21 protein-coding genes are annotated in these 21,062 nt (G+C 62.4%); 5 read left to right on the top strand and 16 right to left on the bottom strand.

The window, feature by feature from the left end:
* Positions 1–43: 43 nt before the first annotated feature.
* From ACN9MY_RS10485 to ACN9MY_RS10470, 4 genes are all read left to right on the top strand, one after another.
* Entirely contained in the window at positions 44–979 is a 936-nt protein-coding gene (locus ACN9MY_RS10485) for a DUF58 domain-containing protein (protein WP_426322226.1), read from the top strand.
* Positions 976–2,991 carry a transglutaminase TgpA family protein gene (locus tag ACN9MY_RS10480; RefSeq protein WP_426337279.1) on the top strand — a complete coding sequence of 672 codons (2,016 nt, stop codon included), beginning with the start codon at positions 976–978 and terminating at the stop codon, positions 2,989–2,991. Before ACN9MY_RS10485 ends, ACN9MY_RS10480 begins: the two co-directional genes overlap by 4 nt.
* Positions 2,982–4,094 carry a lytic murein transglycosylase B gene (gene mltB / locus ACN9MY_RS10475; protein ID WP_426322222.1) on the top strand — a complete coding sequence of 371 codons (1,113 nt, stop codon included), beginning with the start codon at positions 2,982–2,984 and terminating at the stop codon, positions 4,092–4,094. The genes ACN9MY_RS10480 and mltB overlap by 10 nt, the downstream gene beginning before the upstream one ends.
* 246 nt (positions 4,095–4,340) lie before the next feature.
* On the top strand, positions 4,341–4,682 hold the full coding sequence (locus tag ACN9MY_RS10470) for a hypothetical protein (RefSeq protein ID WP_426170441.1): 342 nt from the start codon (positions 4,341–4,343) through the stop codon (positions 4,680–4,682).
* 51 nt (positions 4,683–4,733) lie between these two features.
* Here ACN9MY_RS10470 and cysM read toward each other — a convergent pair whose 3' ends face one another.
* Positions 4,734–5,636, bottom strand: a complete 903-nt coding sequence (gene cysM / locus ACN9MY_RS10465) for a cysteine synthase CysM (protein WP_426170440.1) — start codon at positions 5,634–5,636, stop codon at positions 4,734–4,736.
* A 23-nt stretch (positions 5,637–5,659) separates the two neighbouring features.
* Positions 5,660–6,220: a GNAT family N-acetyltransferase gene (locus ACN9MY_RS10460; protein WP_426170438.1), complete on the bottom strand. Its 561-nt coding sequence runs from the start codon at positions 6,218–6,220 to the stop codon at positions 5,660–5,662.
* 64 nt (positions 6,221–6,284) lie between these two features.
* Between ACN9MY_RS10460 and ACN9MY_RS10455 the strand changes: the two genes are divergently transcribed.
* Positions 6,285–7,997 (top strand): FAD-dependent oxidoreductase, encoded by a 1,713-nt coding sequence (locus tag ACN9MY_RS10455; protein ID WP_426337278.1) that lies wholly within the window; start codon positions 6,285–6,287, stop codon positions 7,995–7,997.
* Here the strand turns inward: ACN9MY_RS10455 and ACN9MY_RS10450 are convergent.
* The 14 genes from ACN9MY_RS10450 to hisC form a co-directional block, all read right to left on the bottom strand.
* Positions 7,984–8,730 carry a LytR/AlgR family response regulator transcription factor gene (locus tag ACN9MY_RS10450; RefSeq protein WP_426170436.1) on the bottom strand — a complete coding sequence of 249 codons (747 nt, stop codon included), beginning with the start codon at positions 8,728–8,730 and terminating at the stop codon, positions 7,984–7,986. The genes ACN9MY_RS10455 and ACN9MY_RS10450 overlap by 14 nt on opposite strands.
* Positions 8,727–9,770 (bottom strand): sensor histidine kinase, encoded by a 1,044-nt coding sequence (locus tag ACN9MY_RS10445; RefSeq protein WP_426170435.1) that lies wholly within the window; start codon positions 9,768–9,770, stop codon positions 8,727–8,729. The genes ACN9MY_RS10450 and ACN9MY_RS10445 overlap by 4 nt, the downstream gene beginning before the upstream one ends.
* A 1-nt stretch (position 9,771) precedes the next feature.
* Positions 9,772–10,350, bottom strand: coding sequence for a transcriptional regulator (locus tag ACN9MY_RS10440; protein WP_426170434.1), 579 nt, complete (start codon positions 10,348–10,350; stop codon positions 9,772–9,774).
* Between the two features lie 143 nt (positions 10,351–10,493).
* Complete coding sequence (locus ACN9MY_RS10435; RefSeq protein WP_426170433.1) at positions 10,494–10,799, bottom strand: ComEA family DNA-binding protein; 306 nt, start codon at positions 10,797–10,799, stop codon at positions 10,494–10,496.
* 100 nt (positions 10,800–10,899) lie between these two features.
* Positions 10,900–11,868 carry an OmpA family protein gene (locus ACN9MY_RS10430; RefSeq protein ID WP_426337277.1) on the bottom strand — a complete coding sequence of 323 codons (969 nt, stop codon included), beginning with the start codon at positions 11,866–11,868 and terminating at the stop codon, positions 10,900–10,902.
* Between the two features lie 169 nt (positions 11,869–12,037).
* Positions 12,038–12,970 carry a D-glycero-beta-D-manno-heptose-7-phosphate kinase gene (gene rfaE1 / locus ACN9MY_RS10425; RefSeq protein WP_426322209.1) on the bottom strand — a complete coding sequence of 311 codons (933 nt, stop codon included), beginning with the start codon at positions 12,968–12,970 and terminating at the stop codon, positions 12,038–12,040.
* A 48-nt stretch (positions 12,971–13,018) separates the two neighbouring features.
* The gene (lapB, locus tag ACN9MY_RS10420; protein WP_426170427.1) at positions 13,019–14,194 is read right to left on the bottom strand and encodes a lipopolysaccharide assembly protein LapB; all 1,176 of its coding nucleotides are present in this window, start codon (positions 14,192–14,194) and stop codon (positions 13,019–13,021) included.
* A gap of 7 nt (positions 14,195–14,201) precedes the next feature.
* A complete protein-coding gene (locus ACN9MY_RS10415) occupies positions 14,202–14,507 on the bottom strand; it encodes a LapA family protein (protein WP_426170425.1) in 306 nt (101 codons plus the stop codon).
* A 220-nt stretch (positions 14,508–14,727) separates the two neighbouring features.
* Positions 14,728–15,033, bottom strand: coding sequence for an integration host factor subunit beta (locus ACN9MY_RS10410; RefSeq protein ID WP_028100433.1), 306 nt, complete (start codon positions 15,031–15,033; stop codon positions 14,728–14,730).
* A gap of 16 nt (positions 15,034–15,049) precedes the next feature.
* Positions 15,050–16,726, bottom strand: coding sequence for a 30S ribosomal protein S1 (rpsA, locus tag ACN9MY_RS10405; RefSeq protein WP_155453574.1), 1,677 nt, complete (start codon positions 16,724–16,726; stop codon positions 15,050–15,052).
* A 77-nt stretch (positions 16,727–16,803) separates the two neighbouring features.
* Entirely contained in the window at positions 16,804–17,472 is a 669-nt protein-coding gene (gene cmk, locus ACN9MY_RS10400; protein ID WP_057260304.1) for a (d)CMP kinase, read from the bottom strand.
* Positions 17,473–17,608: 136 nt separating this feature from the next.
* Positions 17,609–18,940, bottom strand: coding sequence for a 3-phosphoshikimate 1-carboxyvinyltransferase (aroA, locus tag ACN9MY_RS10395; protein ID WP_426322204.1), 1,332 nt, complete (start codon positions 18,938–18,940; stop codon positions 17,609–17,611).
* A gap of 9 nt (positions 18,941–18,949) precedes the next feature.
* Positions 18,950–19,948: a prephenate dehydrogenase gene (locus ACN9MY_RS10390; protein WP_426337276.1), complete on the bottom strand. Its 999-nt coding sequence runs from the start codon at positions 19,946–19,948 to the stop codon at positions 18,950–18,952.
* Positions 19,941–21,059 (bottom strand): histidinol-phosphate transaminase, encoded by a 1,119-nt coding sequence (gene hisC, locus ACN9MY_RS10385; RefSeq protein ID WP_426170416.1) that lies wholly within the window; start codon positions 21,057–21,059, stop codon positions 19,941–19,943. The genes ACN9MY_RS10390 and hisC overlap by 8 nt, the downstream gene beginning before the upstream one ends.
* Positions 21,060–21,062 lie beyond the last annotated feature (3 nt).

Here is a 21,062-nt window from a genome sequence, read left to right as displayed (position 1 = left end):
GTTTGCTGCAACGCAGAGATGGCTCAGGGGCTGGATCTTCCAGTTGAAGGAAAGGGAACCGGGCGAGGTGCAGTTGGTGATGCGCCGCGTGTTCATCCTGCCGACCAGGCCCGGCCTGGCTTTTATCGGCCTGCTGCTGATCATGCTGATCGGCTCCATCAACTACACCCTTGGCCTGGGCTTCGTGCTGACCTTCTTCACCGGGTCCTGCGCCATCGTCGACATGTACATGACGGCCAAGAACCTGGCCTTCCTGCACTTGTCGCCGGGCCGTGCCCAGCCGGTGTTTGCCGGCGACGAGGCCCAGTTCGAACTGCTGGTGCGTAACGCCACGCCGCGCGACCGCTACGCGATCTGGCTTGGTTTCCAGGAAGACGGCGAACCGCGCCAGTCGATCGATGTCGCGTCGAAAGGCAGCGCGGCTATCGTGCTGTCGCGCCCCACCACGGAACGCGGCTGGCTGGCGGCGCCGCGCGTGCGCCTGTTCACCCGCTTCCCGCTTGGCCTGTTCGGTGCCTGGTCGTACTGGCAACCGGACCTGAAAGTACTGGTCTATCCGCAGCCGGAAGTGGCGCCGCCGCCGCTGCCGACCACCGGCGCTGCACGCGAGGATGGCCACGGCACCGTGGGCCTGGATAATTTCTCCGGCATCCGCAACTACCAGCCGGGCGACCCGATGCGCCACCTGGCCTGGCGCCAGATTGCGCGCCTGCACCCGGCCGATGGGGGCAACCTGGTCAGCAAGCATTTCGAAGGAGGCGCCGTATCCGACTTGCTGCTGGACCTCAACGCGCTGCCGCCGCAGCTCGATATTGAACTACGCTTGTCACGCCTGACCGCCTGGGTGCTGGAAGCGGAGCGGCGCGCCCTGTCCTACGCCCTGACCGTTGGCCACCGCCAGATCGCGCAAGGCCTGGGCGAGGCGCATTGCGCCGACTGCCTGCGCGTTCTCGCCTTATACGGCAAGGAGGGTGCATGATTGCGCGCCTGACCGGCATGGCCAACCGCCTCACACGCGACAAAGCCGACACCCTGTTGCTGCTGCTGGCTGCCGTGATGGTTCTGCTGCCGCACTTCGGTCACCTGCCGCTGTGGACCTCGGCTGCGGTCTGCGTGACCCTGGCTTGGCGCGGCGCCATCACGCTGCGCGGCAGCCGCCTGCCGCCCATGTGGCTGCTGCTGCCGGTCTCGCTGCTGGCCATGGCTGGCGTCTACCTGACCTTCCGCTCCTTGCTGGGGCGTGAACCCGGCGTCACCATGCTGGCCCTGCTGCTGACCTTCAAGCTCCTGGAAATGCATGCGCGGCGCGACCTGTTCGTGGTGATCTTCCTTTGCTTCTTCCTGCTGCTGACCAACTTCTTCTACTCGCAATCGATTCTCACGGCGCTGGCGATGATTGCCACGATCATCGTGCTGCTGTCGGCGCAGATTACCTTCCAGTTCACCGGCGCCGTGCCACCGCTGGCCGCACGCCTGAAGCTGGCCGGACGCATTTTTCTCATCGCCGCGCCGCTGGGCATGCTGCTGTTTGTCGGATTCCCGCGCATCCAGGGGCCGTTGTGGGGCTTGCCGGGCGACGCTGCGGGCAAGAGCGGCATGTCGGACACCATGTCGCCCGGCTCGATGAGCAGCCTGGCGCTGTCAGAAGAGGTGGCGTTCCGCGCCAGCTTCAAGGGCGCCGCACCGCCGAAAGCGCTGCTGTACTGGCGCGGCCCGGTGATGAGCAACTACGACGGCCGCACCTGGAACCGCATCGCCCAGGCGCTGCTTCCAAGCGCCCAGTTGCGCCTTTCCAGGCAACTGGCCTGGAAAGGGCCGTCCTATCCCTACGAGGTGACGCTGGAGCCGGGCCGCCATCAGTTCCTGTTCATGCTGGAACTGAGCGAACCGGGCGCCAGGACCAGCGACGGCGATACTTTCTATACCGGCGAGCTGGAACAGCTGGTGCGGGCCAGCAGCGACAAGCGCCTGCGCTACAGTTCCGTGGCACATCCGGATTACCTCGCACAACCCGACCTGGAGCCGCAGGCGCTGAGGCGCTGGCTGCAGCTCCCCAAAGGCTACAACCCGCGCACGCTGCGCTATGCGGCGCAGATCCAGGCCCTGCGCGCCGAACGCGGCGACGAAGCCGCCATTGCTGCCGTGCTGGACATGTTCCGCAAAGGCTTCGAATACACGCTGGAGCCGGGCCGCCTGGGCCGCGATGAAATCGACGAGTTCCTGTTCGATACCCGCAAGGGCTTTTGCGAACACTATTCCAGCGCCTTCGTCTACGTGATGCGGGCGGCCGGCCTGCCGGCCCGGGTGGTGACCGGCTACCAGGGCGGCGAACTCAATCCGGTCGATGGCTACTATACGGTGCGCCAGTCCGATGCGCACGCCTGGAGCGAAGTCTGGCTGGGCCCCCAGCGCGGCTGGATGCGCATCGACCCGACTGCCGCGGTGGCGCCGGAACGCATCCGCACCAGCCTGGCGCAAACCTTGCCGCAAGCAGCACCTTTCGGCTTGCAAGGCCTGGCCGACCTGGCGCGCGACCAGGATTCCTGGCTGGCGCAGATGCGTTTTGGCATCAGCGCGATGAATAATGCTTGGAATCAATGGATCCTCGACTACAATCCAAACAGGCAGCAAGATTTCCTCAGAGAACTAGCCACCGCCTTTGGCGACTGGCGCCTGCTCGCGGCATTGGCCCTGTGCGCCGGGCTGTGGCTGATGATCAAATACCGCCGCAGCGAAAGCGCGCGCGACCCCGTCGATGCTGCTTACCTCGCCTTCTGCCGCCAGCTGGCGCGGCATGGCGTGCACAAGGCGCCGGACGAAGGCCCGCTGGGCCTGGCCCAACGCGTGCGGCAGCTGAACCTGCCCCGCGAGAAAATAGCGGCCATGACAGGATTCCTGGAGCTATACGGCGCGCTCAAATATGGCGCACCGGTGGCGCAAAACGATAACTCGGTCGCACGACTGAATAGTTTGCTGAAGCAATGCCGATGACTTTTCTAAAGAAATTCCCCACCATTACGCTCGCCCTGGCTTGCCTTGGCCTGGCACTGGCGCCAGTGGCCGACGCCGCCATCCACAAGCCGGCCAAGGTCAAGAAAGCGCCAAAGAAGCCAGCCATTGACTACAGCGGCGAATTCGTCAACTTCGGCCAATGGAAGGACGTGCAGCAGTTCATGGGCGACCTGGAACTGAAGCATGGCGTGCCGATCGCCGAATCCGAAAAGCTGTTTCTCGAACTGCGCTATATCGACGCCGCGGTGCAGCTGGTGAAGCCGGCGCCGCCGGGCAAGCCGAAAAACTGGCAAGCCTACAGCAGCCGCTTCATCGAACCCAAGCGCATCAATGCGGGCGTCGAGTTCTGGACTGCCAACCGCGACACACTGGCGCGGGCCGAGGCGCTGTATGGCGTGCCGGCCGAAATCATCGTCGGCATCATCGGCGTGGAAACCATCTACGGCCGCGACATGGGCAAGTTCCGCGTGCTCGACGTACTGGCCACCCTGGCCTTCTCCTACCCGCTGACGCCGAACCGCGAAGCGCGCATGGAATTCTTCCGCGGCGAACTGGAAGCAGCCATTGTTTCGGCGCGCCAGACCGGAATCGACCCGCTATCGCTGACCGGTTCCTACGCCGGCGCGGTTGGCATGCCGCAATTCATGCCGAGCAATATCTACAAGCTGGGTGTGGACTTCGATGGCGACGGCAAGGTCGACCTGCGCAATTCGCCAGCCGACGCGATCGGCAGCGTGGCCAATTTCCTGATTGCTCATGGCTGGAAGCGCGACGACCCGGCGCGGCTGGCCTATCCGGCAACCGTATCGCCCGAACGCGGCTGGGAAAAATACCTGGGCACCGGACTGGAAGCCCAATATAGCGGCGCCGACCTGCTGGCTGCCGGCGTGCACCCGGACGCCGACCTGCCGCCGGGCCTGTACGGCCTGGTCGACCTGCAAAACGGCCCTGAACCGACCGAGTACTGGGTTGGCAGCAATAATTTCTTTTCTATCACCAAGTACAACCGAAGTTATTTCTATGCCATGTCAGTAGTCGAACTTGGGCGCGCCGTAAAGCTTTCAATGAAAGAAACTTTGTAACTGCGTGTAACTTGTGTGAAATACAAGAGTAGAGAATTACCCTAACACAAAAATTCAGGTAGAATTCTCTCAGAATGTTGCGATAGGACAACGCGTTTCGAGAGCAATATACTATTTTTTGTTGCACGCCAGTACTGCTGACCGCACTGTTGTACAATTGTGTATATATTATGAAACTTGTTAAACAGGAATCCGTCGCAGGACGTGGGTCGTTAGCAGGACAACTTTAGAGAAGGAACAGAAGACATGACCAACCAAGTCGGTAACGATATGAACAACGAGTCGGAAGGCGATGATCTGCTGCAGTACAATCCGAACCGTCTGCTCGACACCCTGATCGAAAACCTGCGCCTGAAGAACGATGCGGCCCTGTCGCGCGCTCTGGAAGTGGCGCCGCCTGTGATCTCCAAGATCCGCCACCACCGCTTGCCGGTTGGCGCATCGCTGCTGATCCGCATGCACGAGGTTTCCGACCTGAGCATCCGTGACCTGCGCTACCTGATGGGCGACCGCCGCAATAAGTTCCGCATCAGCGACAAGCAGTTCAAGCCGAAAGAAGGCGCCGGCGGCTCGAAAAACGAGGGCTGATTCCAGTCCTGGTTGACCCTCCCCGCCCGGGGAGGGTGAGCAGCCCTATGCTCAGGCTGGGAACACCCCGGTCGACAGATAGCGGTCGCCACGATCGCAGACGATGAACACGATCGTCGCGTTTTCCACTTGCTGCGAAATGCGCAGCGCAATCTCACAGGCACCCGCTGCCGAAATCCCGCAGAAGATGCCCTCTTCAGCAGCCAGCCGGCGCGCCATGCGTTCCGCCGCGGCCTGCGACACGTATTCCACCTGATCCACGCGCGCCTTGTCGTAAATCTTCGGCAGGTAGGCTTCCGGCCATTTGCGGATGCCCGGGATCGACGAGCCTTCTTCAGGCTGGGCGCCGATGATGCGGATGTTCCCGTTCTGTTCCTTCAGGTATTGCGACACGCCCATGATGGTGCCGGTGGTTCCCATGGCGGACACGAAGTGCGTCACGCGGCCTTCGGTATCGCGCCAGATCTCCGGACCTGTGCCTTCGTAGTGGGCGCGCGGGTTGTCGCCGTTGGCAAACTGGTCGAGGATGATGCCCTTGCCATCCTTTTGCATCTGCTCGGCCAGGTCGCGCGCGTATTCCATGCCGCCGGTTTTCGGCGTCAGGATGATGTTGGCGCCGTAGGCGGCCATGCTCATGCGGCGCTCTTCACTCAGGTTTTCCGGCATCAGCAAAATCATTTTGTAGCCGCTGATGGCGGCGGCCATGGCCAGCGCGATGCCGGTGTTGCCGCTGGTTGCTTCGATCAGGGTGTCGCCCGGCTTGATCTGCCCGCGCTCTTCGGCCCGGCGCAGCATCGACATGGCAGCGCGGTCCTTCACCGAGCCGGCCGGGTTGTCGCCTTCCAGCTTGCCGAGGATGATATTGCCGCGTGCGGCCGCTTCCGCGCCGGGGATGCGCACCAGCTGCACCAGCGGCGTGTTACCGATGGTATCGGCGATTGTTTTGTATGCCATGGTTCCTGCTATGAATTGTTCTGTCAAACGCCCATTCTATCCGCTCCAGCGGCGAGCTGCAGGGACATGAAGACATAGCCCAGGCTCTCGCCGTCGATCCGGAACAGATCGGGAATCTCGCCCGTCTGCACGAAGCCGCAGCGGCGATACAGGGCCCTGGCCGGCTGGTTGCCCGCCAAAACCTCCAGGTCGACCCATTCCAGCCCCTGGCCATGCGCCCAGTTGGCAGCCGCTTCCACCAGCGCCGTACCAAGGCCGCTGCGCCGTGCAGCGCGGTGCACGCCCATGCCCAGCAAGCAGCGGTGGCGTGCCGCCGGCTCGGGGCGCGAACGCAGGTCGATATGGCCCATGATTTCTCCATCGCGCAGCGCAACCCAGACCCGGCGCCAGCCTTGCTGGCCAAAACTGGCCTGCAGGCCGGTGCTGAAGCCATTCACCTTCTCCGGCGGGAAGCCGGCGCTGGTGCGCGACATGGGCTGGAACAGGGGAGCGCCATCACGTCCGTTATCGAGCAGGTGGTCGTTGAGGTAGCGGAAGAAGGCGGCCAATTCTTCTGGATGCAGCGGCCGGATGGTAAAGGTCATGACAAATCATAGCAGGCCGGGGTAATTGAATTAAACTACCCGGATAACACAGGAGCCCTACCCCATGAGCGACACCGAAGTCATATCCATGCCCTCCACGCTGGAGAGCCGCCGGCACCAGGTCAACCCGGTGCTGACCGAGCAGGAAATCAAGCGCCTGCACCGATTCGGCACGGTGCGCCAGTATGCGCGCGGCGTGCGCATCCTCGAAGCGGGCCACACCTGCTTCGGCCTGATCATCGGGCTGAAAGGCACGATCACGATCTGCAAATACGACGGCCTTGGCAATTCCGAATTCCTGACCGAGCATGGTCCCGGCGAATTCACCGCCGAGGTGTCGCAGCTGTCCGGCCGTCCTTCCCTGGTCAATGCGACCGCCAAGGACGATGTCGAAGTGCTGGAAGTATCGCCGGAAAACCTGCGCGCGCTGGTGATCGCGGAAGCGGAACTGGGCGAGCGCATCGTGCGCGCCCTGATCCTGCGCCGCGTCGGCCTGCTGGAAAGGGAAGGCGGCGGCCTGGTGCTGGTTTCCCCGGCCGGCAATGCGGCCCTGTTCCACCTGCGCAGCTTCCTGAGCAGTAACGGCTACCCTTACCGCATCCTCGATCCGAAAGACGACGAGCAGGCGCGCGCGCTGTGCGAGTACTACGCGCCCGGCCCGGACGACTGGCCGCTGGTGGTGTGCCCGGACGGTGTGGTGAAGAAGAACCCGAGCAATGCGGAAGTAGGCTATTGCATCGGCCTGCTGCCGGACATCAATACCGAAAAGCTGTGGGACGTGGTGGTGGTTGGCGCCGGCCCAGCCGGCCTGGCGACTTCCGTCTACGCGGGTTCGGAAGGCTTGTCCGTGCTGGCACTGGAGCAGCGCGCCTTTGGCGGCCAGGCCGCCGCCAGCGCGCGCATTGAAAACTACCTCGGCTTCCCGACCGGCATATCCGGCGGCGCCCTGGCCGGCCGCGCCTTCGTGCAAGCGCAGAAGTTCGGCGTCGAAGTTGCCATTCCCGCGCCAGCCACCCGCCTGCTGTGCGACAGCTGGCCGCTGCGCGTCGAGATCGCCGGCGGGCAGGTGGTGCGCGCCAAGACCGTGGTGCTGGCCAGCGGCGCGCGCTACAAGCGCCCTGCCCTCGACAATATCGGCGAATTCGAAGGCCGCGGCATCTATTTCTGGGCTTCGCCGATCGAAGGCAAGCTATGCAAGTCGGAAGAAGTGGTGCTGGTGGGCGGCGGCAACTCGGCCGGCCAGGCGGCAGTATTCCTGTCCAGCTTCGCCTCCAAGGTGCATATGGTGATCCGCGGCGACGGCCTGAAGGCCACCATGTCGACCTACCTGATCGATCGCATCAAGGCCACGCCGAATATCGAACTGCACACGCATACCGAGATCGTGGCGCTGGAAGGCAATGACGACGGGCTGTCGCGCGTGACCTTCCGCTGCAAGGACACCGGCGAAGTCGATAGCTGCGACGTATGCCGCCTGTTCCTGTTCATCGGCGCCGACCCGAACACGGCATGGCTGGCCGACTGCGGCGTGGAAGTCGATGCGCAGGGCTTCATCCGCACCGGCTTCGACGCCATCAAGGACCAGTGCCGCGCCAAGATGACGCTGGCCGACGCGCCTCAGCGCGCGCCGCTGGAAACCAGCGTGCCCGGCGTGTTTGCCATCGGCGACGTGCGCTCCGGCTCCACCAAGCGCGTGGCAGCCGGCGTCGGCGAAGGCGCGGCCGTGGTGTCGCAGATCCACGCCTTCCTGGCCAACCTGCCTGTCACATCGTCCTGAAGCGGTGCTGGAAGCGCTGGCTGACCGGCAGCCGCGCTCCATGCCCGCGTAAAGAAAGCCACATGGCGTTGTCGCCGTCGCGCACGGCGGCGGCAATGCGCTTCACGGCCACCACGTAGCTGCGGTGGACCTGCCAGAATCCCTCCCCTTCCAGCGTTTCGGCCAGTTCCTTGAGCGGAGTGCGGATGTGCGCCTCCAAGCCCTGCGCCACCACGCGCGTGTACTTGTCCTCCGCCACGAAGTACAGGATGTCGGACAGCGCGATGAAGTGCACCGCCTGCCCCACCGAAGCCTGGATCCATGACGGCGGCTGCACTGGAGCGGCGCTTGCCGCGCGAACGCCGGCGATGCGGCGCAAGTCCGGCGGCGGCAGCAACACACGTTCGCGCAGCCGCTCGACAGTGCGAGCCAGCCGCGCCGCATCGACCGGCTTCAGCAAATAGTCATGCGCCCCCTGCTCGAAGGCGGCCAGTGCGTGTTCGTTGTACGCGGTGACGAATACGACGTGCGTGCGTGAGCCGAAGGTGGCCGCAAGCTGCAGCCCATCCAGCCCCGGCATGCGGATATCAAGGAAAGCCACGTCGGGCGCCAGCTCGCGTGCCAGCCGCAACGCCTCGAAACCATCCGCCGCATCGGGCAGCAGCTGCGCTTCGGGCCACAGTGCAGCCAGCAGTTCGCGCAACTCGGCGCGCAGCAGCGGTTCATCGTCAGCGATCAGGATGCGCGGTTTCATGCAGCGCCCCCGACCGGCAACAACAGTTCCGCCTCGGTGGCGCCATCGCCTGCCTGGCGCAGTTCGAACGCGGCCTGGCCGCCGTATAGCGCTTGCAACCTTTCGCGGACGTTGCGCAGTCCAACTCCGCTGCCCAGCAGCTGCGCGCCTTGTTCGCGCTGCAAACCAGCCCCATCGTCGCGCACGATGATGCCCAACCGGCCATCGCCCCGGAGTCCAGCTGCCACGCTTACGCAAACGGCGCCCGGTTTCGGCTCCACTCCGTGCTGCACCGCGTTCTCCACCAATGACATCAGCATCATCGGCGGCACCGGCAGATCGCCCAGCCCTTGCGGGCAATCGATGCTGGTGGCCAGGCGCGTGCCGAAACGGATCTCCATCAGTGCCAGGTAATGGCCCGCCAGTTCGCACTCCCGGGCCAGCGTGGACGACGATGTGCGCATGTCGGGCAAGGCCGTGCGCAAATAGGCGATCAGGTGGTCCAGCATGTCCACCGCACGTTCCGGCGCATGGCGCGCCAGGTAGCGCGTATTGGCCAGCGTGTTGTACAGGAAATGCGGCTCAACCTGCGCCTGGAGGGACCTCAACTCCGCCTGCAAGGCTGCGCGCTGCAACTCCGAAATTTCCAGGGCACGCGCCTGGCGATGGGCATATATTAGCGGGACCGTCAGCACGATGGTTCCGAAAGCCAGCGCACTCCCCAGCATTTGCAAGGGCGACAGCGCCAGCAGCAGGAAGTAGCTTGTCCCCTTGGCGTAAGCCTGCATCGCTGCCACGGCAGCGATTAGTTGCAATAGTGGCTGGGCAGCCCAGCACCAGGTCCAGCCAGCCTTTGACGGCAGCAGCCATCGCAGCGCCAGCGCACCGGCCAGCACGATCGCTGCATCGAGCAAGAGCGCGCCGAACAAGGCAAGCCGGTCGTAAGAGCCAGCAAACACGGCGCAGCCGGCCACCAGCAAAAATATGCAGGCACTGGAAGCGCCTTCCCGCAGGCTCACGGATAAGAGGGCGCGCAAGGCGGCCATGGGTCCGTTCTGCATATTACAAGCTTGGATTGGTGTGCTGGGCACGCCAGTATTCGCGCGGCGGCATTTTATCGACCGGCACGCTCTTGTCCACCACTTCCATTTTGAGGTCATCGATCCACACCGTGCCGCCGCCGACGCCATTCACGCCAAATAAGACAACGTCCGCGTTTTCAGCGACATCAAGCGTCACACTGCGCAGCTGCCAATCAGCACTGCCCTTGATTGGCTTATCCTGGCTATTGTAGAAACCATCCGTCTCGCCGTTTTCCAGGTCCACCCGCATCCACAGGCCACTCCAGGCACCGATGCTGTCGGCACGCACCTGCGCAGAAAAACGCACGCGCTTGCCGCGATACTTGTCGGCAGCGATGGTCTGCATCAGCGTTGCCCATGCTTTGCGATCATCTGTTTTCGCGCGCAGGAACTTCGCAAAGCTGCCCCGGCGGAAGCCATTGGGGTCGGCGCCTATTTCATACAGGTCCGGGTTTTCACCGGCGAGGTACCAGCTCTTGTCTAGGCTTGCGGTGGGCTGGGCTAATGCAAGCAAAGAAACAGAGGCGACTGCGGCGAGGAATACAACGTGGGGTTTCATGGGGCGTTAGTTTCTCATGGCATGACGACATTGTCATGTCCATAACTGTGCCCCATGCCGCTGGCGCCAGGGGAAGCATGCGATGAACGCCTCCCCGTCCCGATAAATGGCGCTGCCTGCGGATTAACGCGGCGAGTCCTGGCTTATTTGCGCGCAGTCTCCTTGCGCGGCGCCGCGCCTTCGCGCGATTTGCCGTTGACCATCAGGCCAGCTTCCGACAGCTTGATGGCGTTTTTCTCGCCGATGCCTTTGACGCGCTGTTCCAGGTCGGCCCAATCCTTGAACTCCCCTTTTGCGCGTTCTGCCATGATGGCCTTGGACTTGGCCGGGCCAATGCCCTTGACGCTATCCAGTGCGGCCTGGTCGGCCTTGTTGACGTCAACCTGGGCGAATGCCATGCCCATGCAAGCGACCAGCGTAGCGACGGCGAGCAGCAGTTTCCTGATCATGATTGCCTCCATAAAGTGGACACGAGAAGACCTCGTTTCGCCACAACGCAGCCCGCGCCGCCCGGCTGACACGGGCCGCGCGCGGTTTGAGGCAGATCAATCAACGCACAACTAATTCCACACGACGGTTCTTTGCCCGCCCTTCATCACTGGCGTTGCTGGCCACCGGCGCCATGTTGGCAACGCCGCGCGGCATCATGCGACTGGCCTGAATGCCGTACTTGCCTGCCAGCGCATCGGCCACGGCCTGGGCGCGCTTCTGCGACAACGTCATGTTGGCTTCGAACTCGCCCTGGTCGTCGGTATGGCCGACGATGAAGACTTTCATCTTGGGCTGCGCCTGCAGGGCCTTGGCCATCTGCTCCAGTTGTTCGCTCGATTGCTCACGGATCACGGCCTTGTTGGTGTCGAAGGTCACGCCATACAGCGCCACCTTGCCGTCGCGCTGCAAGCCTTCCTGGATGGCGCGCGTGTCAACGGTGACCTTGCCGCCCTCCATCACGGTCGGTTCGACGATCTGCACGAACTGGCGCACGCGCTGGAAGTCGGTGTACTCGGACAGTGCGACCATGACATAGGTGTTTCCACCAGGCCCCGGCTTGGCAGCGCTCACCAGATGGAAGCCCGGCTGGTTGGCGCTATTAAAGGTGCTGCTGATATACGCGTCGAACGATTTCCAGTTCACTTCACGCGGAAGCTCCTGGACCAGGTTCTGCACTTTGGCCTTTTCGCACTGGTCGGTCTCGCAGGCGTACAGGACCTTGAAGCCGGCGGCAGTCAGCGCCTGCTGGTAGTTGCGATGGATTTCCAGCGGACTGCGGCCTTTCGGGCCCCAGTAATAACGGTTGGCAGTCTTGCCTTCCACCTTTTTCAGTACCGGCTTGCCAGCTTCGGTATCGACGACCTTAGCCTGGCCCAGGTTTTCGCCGCCGACCATGTAGAGCATCGAACCTTGATAGCGGTGCACGAGCGGATGGTCGCTGCCGCCCGCGATGTCTTTATTGAAGTTCGGCTGCGCGTTCGCTTGCAGCGACGCGGCAGCCAGCAGGGAAAGGATGATCGGGCGCATGGCAATTCGGGAAGAGTGAGCGGATTGCCAATATAACAAAGATCCCTCCCCTCCCGCGCCGGTAATCTCACGCGGCAATTACCATAAAAGTCGGGGTCAGGTCTGGCAATCCGCCACAAAAGGCACATTCGTGCCTTTTGTGGCGGATTGCCAGACCTGACCCCGACTTTTATGCGAATAGCTCGTCGCGGGTGACGGTGGCGGTGCCGAGCTTGCCGACGACGATGCCGCCGGCGCGGTTGGCGGTCTCGACGGCTTCTTGCCAGCCGGCGCCGGAGCCGAGCATGGCGGCCATGGTGGCGATCACGGTGTCGCCTGCGCCGGAGACGTCGAACACTTCGCGGGCGCTGGCATGCACGTTGAAGATGCCTTCGTCGGTGAACAGGGTCATGCCCTCTTCCGATCGGGTCAGCAGCAACGCGTCCAGCGACAATTCTGCGCGCAGGTTCTGTGCCTTGGTGACCAGCTGTTCTTCGCTGTTCCACGAGCCGACGATGCGCTTCAGTTCCGATTTGTTCGGGGTCAGTACGGTGGCGCCTTTGTATGGCGAGAAGTCGTCGCCTTTCGGGTCGACCATGACGATCTTGCCGGCTGCGCGTGCGGTGGCGATCATTTCCGCCACGTCGACCAGCCCGCCCTTGTTGTAGTCGGACAGCACGATCACGTCGTATTCCGGCAGCAGGGTCTTGAACTGCACCAGCTTGTTGCGCAAGACGGCGTCGCTTGGCGGCTCTTCGAAGTCGATGCGCACCATCTGCTGCTGGCGGCCGATCACACGCAGCTTGATGATGGTGGAGATGGCGTTGTCGTGCTTCAGGTAGCTGTGGATGCCGCCGCTTTGCAGCAGCAGCTCCACTTCCGATCCTGCTTCGTCGGCGCCGACGATGCCCAGCAGGCCGGCGTGTGCGCCCAAGGCTGCGGCATTGCGTGCGACGTTGGCGGCGCCGCCCAGGCGGGCTTCGCGGCGTTCGATGCGCACCACGGGTACCGGGGCTTCCGGCGAAATGCGGCTGACGTCGCCGAACCAGTAGCGGTCCAGCATGACGTCGCCTGCGACCAGGATGCGTACTTTGTCGAGTGCGAGCGCTTTTTTAGTGGTCATTTTTGAAAACCGGTAAACCGGTGTCTGACCCGCAGGGTCAGGCACCTATTAATTCATCACGTTGAGTTCTTCGGTGCGGCGCGGCGGGTAGGAATCCCAGCGGCTGCATCCCGGGCAGTGCCAGTAGAACTGGCGGGCTTTGAAGCCGCAGTGGCTGCACTGGTAGCGGGCCAGCTTTTGCGTGTAGCCGTGCACCAGGTTCTTGACCATCGACAGCTCGGACAGCACGGAGGCCGGCGCGTCCATCATGCGCGCTTCCAGCAGCTTGTCGAGGCCGAGCAGGGTCGGCGTGCGGCGCAGTTCGTCGAGCACCACTTGCTTGGCGGCGTCCACGCCTTCCAGTTCGATGACGGCCTTGAACACTACTTCCAGCAGGTCGATCGAGGATGCTTGTTCCAGGTAGGACTTCAGCAGGCTGACACCTTCCTGCGGGCGGCCCACCTTGCGGTAGCCGTCCATCAGGCGCGTTGCGACCAGCGCGGTATGCGGCACGGATTGCTGCTCGACGCGGCGCCAGGTGACCAGCGCGGCTTCGGTGTCGCCTTTCGCCAGCTGCGCGTCGCCGCACAGGATGGTGGCGCGCACGCTGCTGCGGTCGGCCTGCAGGGCTTGTTCCAGCAGGCTTTCCGCTTCTTCGGGCTTCATGTGCACCAGTGCGTCCTGCGCCAGTTCACAGTAGAACTGCGATATTTCCTTCTGGCGCGAGCCGGCACCGGACTCCTGCAGCGCAAGCGCGGCTTCGATGGCGCGCTTCCATTCCTTTTCGCGCTGGTAGATTTCCAGCAGCGCCTTGCGGCCTTGCACGGCGTAGGAAGTGTCCAGCAGGCGGGTATAGGTTTCTTCGGCGCGGTCCAGCAGGCCGGCTTTCAGGTAATCCTGGCCCAGCTCATATTCGGCATGGGCGCGCTGCTCGGCCGGCAGGTCTGGGCGCGACAGCAGGTTCTGGTGCACGCGGATAGCGCGCTCCGTTTCGCCGCGGCGGCGGAACAGGTTGCCCAGTGCGAAGTGCATGTCGGCGGTTTCGGGATCGAGCTTGACGATCTCGATGAACGAATCGATGGCCTTGTCCGGCTGGTCGTTCAATAGATGGTTCAGGCCTCGGAAATAACCGCGCGGCAGCGTGCGCGATTCGGATACCACGGCGCGGATATCGACGCGTGCGGCGATCCAGCCAAGGGCAAACATGGCTGGGATGCCCAGCAGCCACCAGAGTTCAAAATCCATATTTATTTTAGCGCTGGGGGTTGATGCTGTCCGGCAGCGGGCGCTCGTTTACTTGCATGGCCGCGGTCTGCAGGGATTGGATGGTGGATTTCTGCTTGTTCGATTCGCGGCGCTGGCGGAACAAGGTAGGAGTCAGCGCAAGGATGCACAGGGCGGCGCCGGCCACGAAGAAGGCCAGCAGCATCAGCACCAGTGGGCCGCGCAGCTCGTAATTCAGGAACAGGTGCAGGTCGACTTCCTGCGTGTTTTTTAACGCAAAACCAAAGAACAGGACAAACAGGACAACGCCGAAGGCGGTGGAAATAAATTTCATTCTTGGTTCCTATCTTTAAAACCGGTAAACCAGGGTCTGACCCGCAGGGTCAGACCCTGTCTGCTCGACGGCCGTTGGTGTTGGTTCTGAGCTTTTGACTTTCGAAAAAGATCAAAGGCCTCGAAACCAAACCCGCGGCTTCGAAACCTGGTTTACCGGTTCTAACAACAAAAAAAGGGGCAGGCAAATGCCCGCCCCTTCATTCTACTGTGCCAGAGACTCAGTCCTCAATGATCGGTTGCCCGACCATCGCATCGACCCGCTCGCGCAGCTGCTTGCCCGGCTTGAAGTGCGGCACCCGTTTTTCAGGGACCATCACCTTGTCGCCGGACTTGGGATTGCGCCCAATGCGTGGCGGCCGCGAATTCAGGGCAAAGCTGCCAAAACCACGGATCTCGATGCGCTGGCCGTCGGCCAAAGCGTTGGTCATCGCATCGAGGATGGTCTTGACGGCATACTCCGCATCTTTGGCCACCAGCTGGGAGTACCGCTCAGCCAGTCGGTTGATCAATTCGGACTTAGTCATCTAAGTGCTCGGTAGATTAGTTCTTGTTGTCGAACTTGGCTTTCAGCAGCGCGCCCAGGCTGGTGGTGCCGGATGCGGCGCTGGAATCAGCAGCCATCTTCGACATCACTTCAGCGGTTTCTGCGTTGTCCTTAGCTTTGATCGACAGCTGGATCGAACGTGCCTTGCGATCGATGTTGATCACCAGGGCTTCCACGGAATCACCAACCTTCAGGTGGGTGCCGGCATCTTCCACGCGGTCGCGGGAGATTTCGGAAGCGCGCAGGTAGCCTTCAACTTCTTCGGACAGGGCGATCACGGCGCCTTTTGGCTCAACCGACTTAACGGTACCGGTCACCAGGGAGCCCTTGTCGTTCATGGCTGCGAAGTTGTTGAATGGATCGCCTTCCAGTTGCTTGACGCCCAGGGAAACGCGCTCACGCTCAACGTCGATTGCCAGAACCACGGCTTCCAGTTCGTCACCTTTCTTGAACTTGCGTACGGCTTCTTCGCCGGACTCGGTCCAGGACAGGTCGGACAGGTGCACCAGGCCGTCGATGTTGCCTGGCAGGCCGATGAACACGCCGAAGTCGGTGATCGACTTGATGGCGCCCTTGACCTTATCGCCCTTCTTGTGGGTCATGCCGAAGTCGTCCCAAGGGTTTGCCTTGCACTGCTTCATGCCCAGGGAGATACGACGACGCTCTTCGTCGATTTCCAGGACCATGACTTCAACTTCGTCGCCCAGTTGAACGACTTTGTTAGGAGCCACGTTCTTGTTGGTCCAGTCCATTTCGGACACGTGAACCAGGCCTTCGATGCCTTGTTCAACTTCAACGAACGCACCGTAGTCGGTCAGGTTGGTGACTTTACCGAACAGGCGGGTGCCTTGTGGGTAACGACGGGACAGACCGGTCCAAGGATCGTCGCCCAGTTGCTTCACGCCCAGGGACACACGGTTCTTCTCTTGATCGTACTTCAGGACCTTGGCGGTGATTTCCTGGCCAACGGTCAGGACTTCCGACGGGTGACGCACGCGGCGCCATGCCAGGTCGGTGATGTGCAGCAGGCCGTCGATGCCGCCCAGGTCAACGAACGCACCGTAGTCGGTGATGTTCTTGACGACGCCGGTCACCACGGTGCCTTCTTTCAGGGTTTCCATCAGCTTCTGACGCTCTTCGCCCATCGAAGCTTCGATGACGGCGCGGCGGGACAGAACCACGTTGTTACGCTTGCGGTCCAGCTTGATAACCTTGAACTCGAGGGTCTTGCCTTCGAATGGGGTGGTGTCCTTGACTGGACGGGTGTCTACCAGCGAACCTGGCAGGAAAGCGCGGATGCCGTTGGTCAGAACGGTCAGGCCGCCCTTGACTTTGCCATTGACGGTACCAACGACGATTTCGCCGGATTCCATTGCTTTTTCCAGTGCCAGCCACGATGCCAGGCGCTTGGCCTTGTCACGGGACAGGATGGTATCGCCGAAACCATTTTCCAGCGATTCGATGGCCACGGAAACGAAGTCGCCTACTTTGACTTCCAGTTCGCCTTGGTCATTCTTGAATTCTTCAACAGGAATGAAAGCTTCCGATTTCAGGCCTGCGTTAACGATCACAAAGTTGTGGTCCAGACGCACGACTTCAGCGGAGATCACTTCGCCAGAGCGCATGTCTTGACGCGACAGGGACTCTTCGAAGAGGGCTGCAAAACTTTCCATTATTTATTTCCAGGTTAGCCAGTAAGGCCCGCACTATGCGGCTTCAACTGGGTTGAGGGTTGAACAAAAACAGCTATTTATTTATGGGCGGCGGCCCACCATTTCAACACCTGCTCGGTCGCTTCATCAGCGTTCATGGCAGACGTATCGAGGAGGTACGCACCCTCTGCCGGCGCCAGCGGTGCAATGGCCCGGTTCATATCCCGGTCGTCGCGCGCTTTCAAATCCATCAGCAGGTCTTGCATACTAGCAGAAATTCCCTTTCCGATCAATTGCTTATAGCGACGATCGGCGCGCGCTTCGACGGAGGCGGTCAAAAACACCTTCAGGGGGGCGTGCGGGAAGATGACCGAGCCCATGTCGCGGCCGTCGGCCACCAGGCCTGGGGTCTTGCGGAAACTCAGCTGCAGGCCGTACAGGGCTTGGCGCACGGCGGGCAAAGCAGCGATTTTCGATGCAGTATTGCCAACTTCCTCGGCGCGGATGGCGTCGGTGACGTTTTCCTGCGACAGGTAGATGGCGTCGCCAGCGAAATGGATGTTCAGGTGCTCGGCCAGCTTGGCCAGGGCGTGCTCGTCGTTCAGGTTGGTTTCGCGGCGCAGGGCCTGCAGGGCGGTCAGGCGGTACAGGGCGCCGGAATCGAGGAGGTGGAAGCCAAGCTTATCCGCGACCTTGTGGGCCACGGTGCCCTTGCCGCTAGCGGTCGGGCCGTCGATGGTGATGACTGGGATGTTCGATGTTGGCATAAATTTAATCATTAAAACCGGTAAACCGTTGTCTGACCCACAGGGTCAGACACCTATGACGCGGCAGCCGCAGGCCGAGTGTCAGACCCTGCGGGTCTGACACTGGTTTACCGGTTTTCCAGGTCTTGGCTAAAAGTTAAACGCTACCACGCTTAGCGATAGACGCAAACGCGGTGAAGTACTCAGGGAACGTCTTCGCGACGCATTTTGGATCATTGATGCGAACCTTGGCGCCCTGGCGGATGAACCCATCCAGGGAAGCCAGCGAGAAGCACATCGCCATGCGGTGGTCGTCATAGGTATCAATGGCAGCCGGCAGCAGTGTAGCCGGCGGCGTCACGGACAGCCAGTCGACCCCCTCCTCCACCGTTGCGCCCAGCTTGCGCAGCTCGGTCGCCATGGCCGACAGCCGGTCGGTCTCCTTCACGCGCCACGAAGCGATATTGCGCAAGGTGGTCGTGCCCTCGGCATACAGCGCCGCCACGGCAATGGTCATCGCCGCATCCGGAATGTGGTTGAAGTCCATGTCGACCGCCTTCAGCGGGCCAGGCGCGCTGGCTTCAATCCAGTTATCGCCCATGACAATGGTCGCGCCCATCTGCTCCAGCGCCTGCGCAAAGCGCACGTCGCCCTGGATCGAATCGCGGCCCACGCCCTGCACCCGCACCGGGCCGCGGCCAATCGCGCCGGCAGCCAGGAAGTAGGAGGCGCTGGAGGCATCGCCTTCCACATGGATGGTGCCCGGGCTCTTGTAGGTCTGGCTGGCCGGAGTAGTGAACGACGACCAGCCATCCTGCTCGACCACACCGCCAAAGCGGCGGATCAGGTTCAGGGTGATCTCAATGTAAGGCTTGGAAATCAGTTCGCCTTCCACTTCGATGGTCACCGCATGCTCGCGCGCCATCAGCGGCGCCACCATCAGCAGCGCGGTCAGGAACTGGCTCGACACATCGCCGCGCACCTTCAAGCGCTGCGATTTGAACTCGCCAGTGCGGATGTGCAGCGGCGGGTAGCCCTTGTTCATCGTGTATTCGATATCGGCGCCGGCGGCGTTCAGCGCGTCGACCAGGTCGCCGATCGGGCGCTCGTGCATGCGGGGCACGCCGTGCACCTTGTAGTCGCCGCCGATCACGGCCAGCGCAGCGGTCAGCGGGCGGATCGCGGTGCCGGCGTTGCCCATGAACAGGTCGGCAGTGCGCAGCGGCCAGCTGCCTTTCACGCCCTGCACCACGTGCACTGTGCTTTCGCCTTCGCGATGCTCGGTCCATTCCACGCCCAGCGAGCGCAGGGCGGCCAGCATCACGGCAGTGTCGTCGGAGGCTAGCAAGTCGATCACGCGGGTTTCGCCTTCGGCCAGCGCGGCCAGCAGCAGGATGCGGTTGGAGATGGATTTCGAACCTGGCAGGCGCACCGTGCCCTCGGCGCGGGCGACCGGCAGCAGGTCAAGGTAATGCGGATAATCAGTCATGCGTGTTCCTTATTCTGCCGCCGCGTCTTTCGGCTGCGGCGGCTCAGCCGCCTCGATGGTCTCGATCCATTGCCGGCGCGCGCGCTGGGCGTTGGCGTAGGTCGCTTCAAGGGCGGCGGCGTCGCCAGCGGCAAGGCTGGCGCGCAAACGGGTTAATTGTGCCAGATATGCATCCAGCTCAGTCAGGAGTGCGGCCTGGTTGGCGAGGCTGATGTCGCGCCACATTTCAGGCGAGCTGCCGGCGATGCGGGTGAAGTCGCGGAATCCGCTGGCAGCATATTGGAAAAGCAAATCCGAGTGGGGCTTGCGTTCGATGTCGTCTACCAGCGCGTAGGCCAGCAGGTGGGGAAGATGGCTGACGGCGGCGAACACTTTGTCGTGCTCTTCCGGGGTCAGGGTGTGGATGACGGCGCCGCAGGCTTTCCAGGCTTGCGCCACGCGCTCGATGGCGGCGGGGGCGTTCTCGGCCAGGGGCGTGAGGACGGTTTTTTTGCCTTTGTACAGGTCGACGATGGCGGCGTCGGGGCCGTTGGTTTCGCGGCCGGCGATGGGGTGGCCGGGGACGAATTGGCTGACTTTGTCGCCCATGACGGTGCGCGCGGCAACGACGACGTCGGATTTGGTGCTGCCGGCGTCGGTGACCACGGTGTTGGCGTCCAGGTGTGGCAGGATCGATGACAGGATACGGGCTGTTTGCGCGACTGGCGCGGCCAGCAGGATCAGGTCGGCGCCTTTTATTGCGTCTTCAAACCTGTAAAGCGGTGTCTGACCCGCAGGGTCAGACACCGGTATGCGGCCGTCGCGTATCGGTGCCTGACCCTGCGGGTCAGGCACCGGGTTACCGGTCTGGGCGGCCGAGTCGATGATGCCCAACTCAAGCGCCCGCGCCAGGAATGCCTCCGAGCGATCAACGCCAACAATATGCCGAGCAGCGCCAGCCTGCTTCAGCCCTCGCGCAAACGAGCCGCCGATCAGGCCAACGCCAAAGATGACGACCTTGTTAAGCACGATCCTCCGCCAGCGCCTTGCGCAGCGCAGAAATCAGCACCGCATTCTCTTGCGGCAGGCCGATGGAAATACGCAGCCACTGCGGCAAGCCGTAATTGCCCACCGGGCGCACGATCACACCCTGCTTCAGCAGCGCCAGGTTGATGCGCGCGCCAGCCGCGTCATCGGAACCCACGCGCACCAGCACGAAGTTACCGTACGAAGGCACATACTCCAGCCCCATATCCTTGAATGCTTCCACGAACTGCTCGTAGCCCGCGGTATTGTTGGCAGCCGACTTCTCCAGGAATTCCTTGTCGTTCAGCGCCGCAATCGCAGCAGCCTGCGCCAGCGAGTTGACGTTGAACGGCTGGCGGATGCGATTCATCAGGTCGGTCACTTCGGGCTGCGCCAGCGCAAAGCCCACGCGCAGGCCCGCCAGGCCATAGGCCTTGGAGAAGGTACGCGACACCAGCAGGTTCGGGTACTTCTTGACCCAGGCAGCCGACTCGTACTGGTCTTCCTTCTTCAGGAATTCGTTGTAAGCTTCGTCCAGCACCACGACAACGTGCGCCGGAACCTTCTGCAGGAAAGCTTCGATCTCGGCGCCGGACACGAAAGTGCCGGTCGGGTTGTTCGGGTTGGCGATGAACACCAGCTTGGTATCTGCCTCAATCGCGGCAGCCATCGCATCCAGGTCGTGGCCATGGTTCTTGGCCGGCACCACGATATGGCGCGCACCAATGCCCTGGGTCGCCAATGCGTACACGGCGAACGAGTACTGCGAGTACACGACGGACTGGCCGCGCTCAACGAAGGCGTGTGCAGCGATTTCCAGGATATCGTTGGAGCCGTTGCCCAGCGTGATCCAATCCATCGGCACGTCATAGCGCTTGGACAGCGCCATCTTCAGGTCGAAAGCGTTGGCATCCGGGTAGCGGCCCAGCTCCGCGGCGGCAGCGGCCATCGCCTTCTGCGCCGATTCCGGCACGCCGAACGGGTTTTCGTTCGATGCCAGCTTGACGATGGATTCTTCTTTCAGGCCAAATTCGCGCGCCACTTCGGAGATAGGCTTGCCCGCCTGGTAAGGAGCGATTGCACGAACGTATTCAGGGCCGTAAGTCTTGGACATGTT

The organism is Pseudoduganella sp. R-31 (assembly GCF_049913235.1).
Taxonomy (GTDB): domain Bacteria; phylum Pseudomonadota; class Gammaproteobacteria; order Burkholderiales; family Burkholderiaceae_D; genus Rugamonas.
Note: the sequence above shows the minus strand (reverse complement) of the source record. Positions and strands in the feature narration are given on the sequence as shown.

What these genes read in the sequence shown, in the direction of transcription:
- ACN9MY_RS10470 (WP_426170441.1), top strand. Translation starts at nt 4,341, where the DNA reads ATGACCAACCAAGTCGGTAACGATATGAACAACGAGTCGGAAGGCGAT.
- ACN9MY_RS10480 (WP_426337279.1), top strand. Translation starts at nt 976, where the DNA reads ATGATTGCGCGCCTGACCGGCATGGCCAACCGCCTCACACGCGACAAA.
- ACN9MY_RS10445 (WP_426170435.1), bottom strand. Translation starts at nt 9,770, where the DNA reads ATGCAGAACGGACCCATGGCCGCCTTGCGCGCCCTCTTATCCGTGAGC.
- aroA (WP_426322204.1), bottom strand. Translation starts at nt 18,940, where the DNA reads ATGACTGATTATCCGCATTACCTTGACCTGCTGCCGGTCGCCCGCGCC.
- ACN9MY_RS10435 (WP_426170433.1), bottom strand. Translation starts at nt 10,799, where the DNA reads ATGATCAGGAAACTGCTGCTCGCCGTCGCTACGCTGGTCGCTTGCATG.
- ACN9MY_RS10415 (WP_426170425.1), bottom strand. Translation starts at nt 14,507, where the DNA reads ATGAAATTTATTTCCACCGCCTTCGGCGTTGTCCTGTTTGTCCTGTTC.
- rpsA (WP_155453574.1), bottom strand. Translation starts at nt 16,726, where the DNA reads ATGGAAAGTTTTGCAGCCCTCTTCGAAGAGTCCCTGTCGCGTCAAGAC.
- rfaE1 (WP_426322209.1), bottom strand. Translation starts at nt 12,970, where the DNA reads ATGACCACTAAAAAAGCGCTCGCACTCGACAAAGTACGCATCCTGGTC.
- cmk (WP_057260304.1), bottom strand. Translation starts at nt 17,472, where the DNA reads ATGCCAACATCGAACATCCCAGTCATCACCATCGACGGCCCGACCGCT.
- cysM (WP_426170440.1), bottom strand. Translation starts at nt 5,636, where the DNA reads ATGGCATACAAAACAATCGCCGATACCATCGGTAACACGCCGCTGGTG.
- lapB (WP_426170427.1), bottom strand. Translation starts at nt 14,194, where the DNA reads ATGGATTTTGAACTCTGGTGGCTGCTGGGCATCCCAGCCATGTTTGCC.
- ACN9MY_RS10455 (WP_426337278.1), top strand. Translation starts at nt 6,285, where the DNA reads ATGAGCGACACCGAAGTCATATCCATGCCCTCCACGCTGGAGAGCCGC.
- mltB (WP_426322222.1), top strand. Translation starts at nt 2,982, where the DNA reads ATGCCGATGACTTTTCTAAAGAAATTCCCCACCATTACGCTCGCCCTG.
- ACN9MY_RS10460 (WP_426170438.1), bottom strand. Translation starts at nt 6,220, where the DNA reads ATGACCTTTACCATCCGGCCGCTGCATCCAGAAGAATTGGCCGCCTTC.
- hisC (WP_426170416.1), bottom strand. Translation starts at nt 21,059, where the DNA reads ATGTCCAAGACTTACGGCCCTGAATACGTTCGTGCAATCGCTCCTTAC.
- ACN9MY_RS10430 (WP_426337277.1), bottom strand. Translation starts at nt 11,868, where the DNA reads ATGCGCCCGATCATCCTTTCCCTGCTGGCTGCCGCGTCGCTGCAAGCG.
- ACN9MY_RS10440 (WP_426170434.1), bottom strand. Translation starts at nt 10,350, where the DNA reads ATGAAACCCCACGTTGTATTCCTCGCCGCAGTCGCCTCTGTTTCTTTG.
- ACN9MY_RS10450 (WP_426170436.1), bottom strand. Translation starts at nt 8,730, where the DNA reads ATGAAACCGCGCATCCTGATCGCTGACGATGAACCGCTGCTGCGCGCC.
- ACN9MY_RS10410 (WP_028100433.1), bottom strand. Translation starts at nt 15,033, where the DNA reads ATGACTAAGTCCGAATTGATCAACCGACTGGCTGAGCGGTACTCCCAG.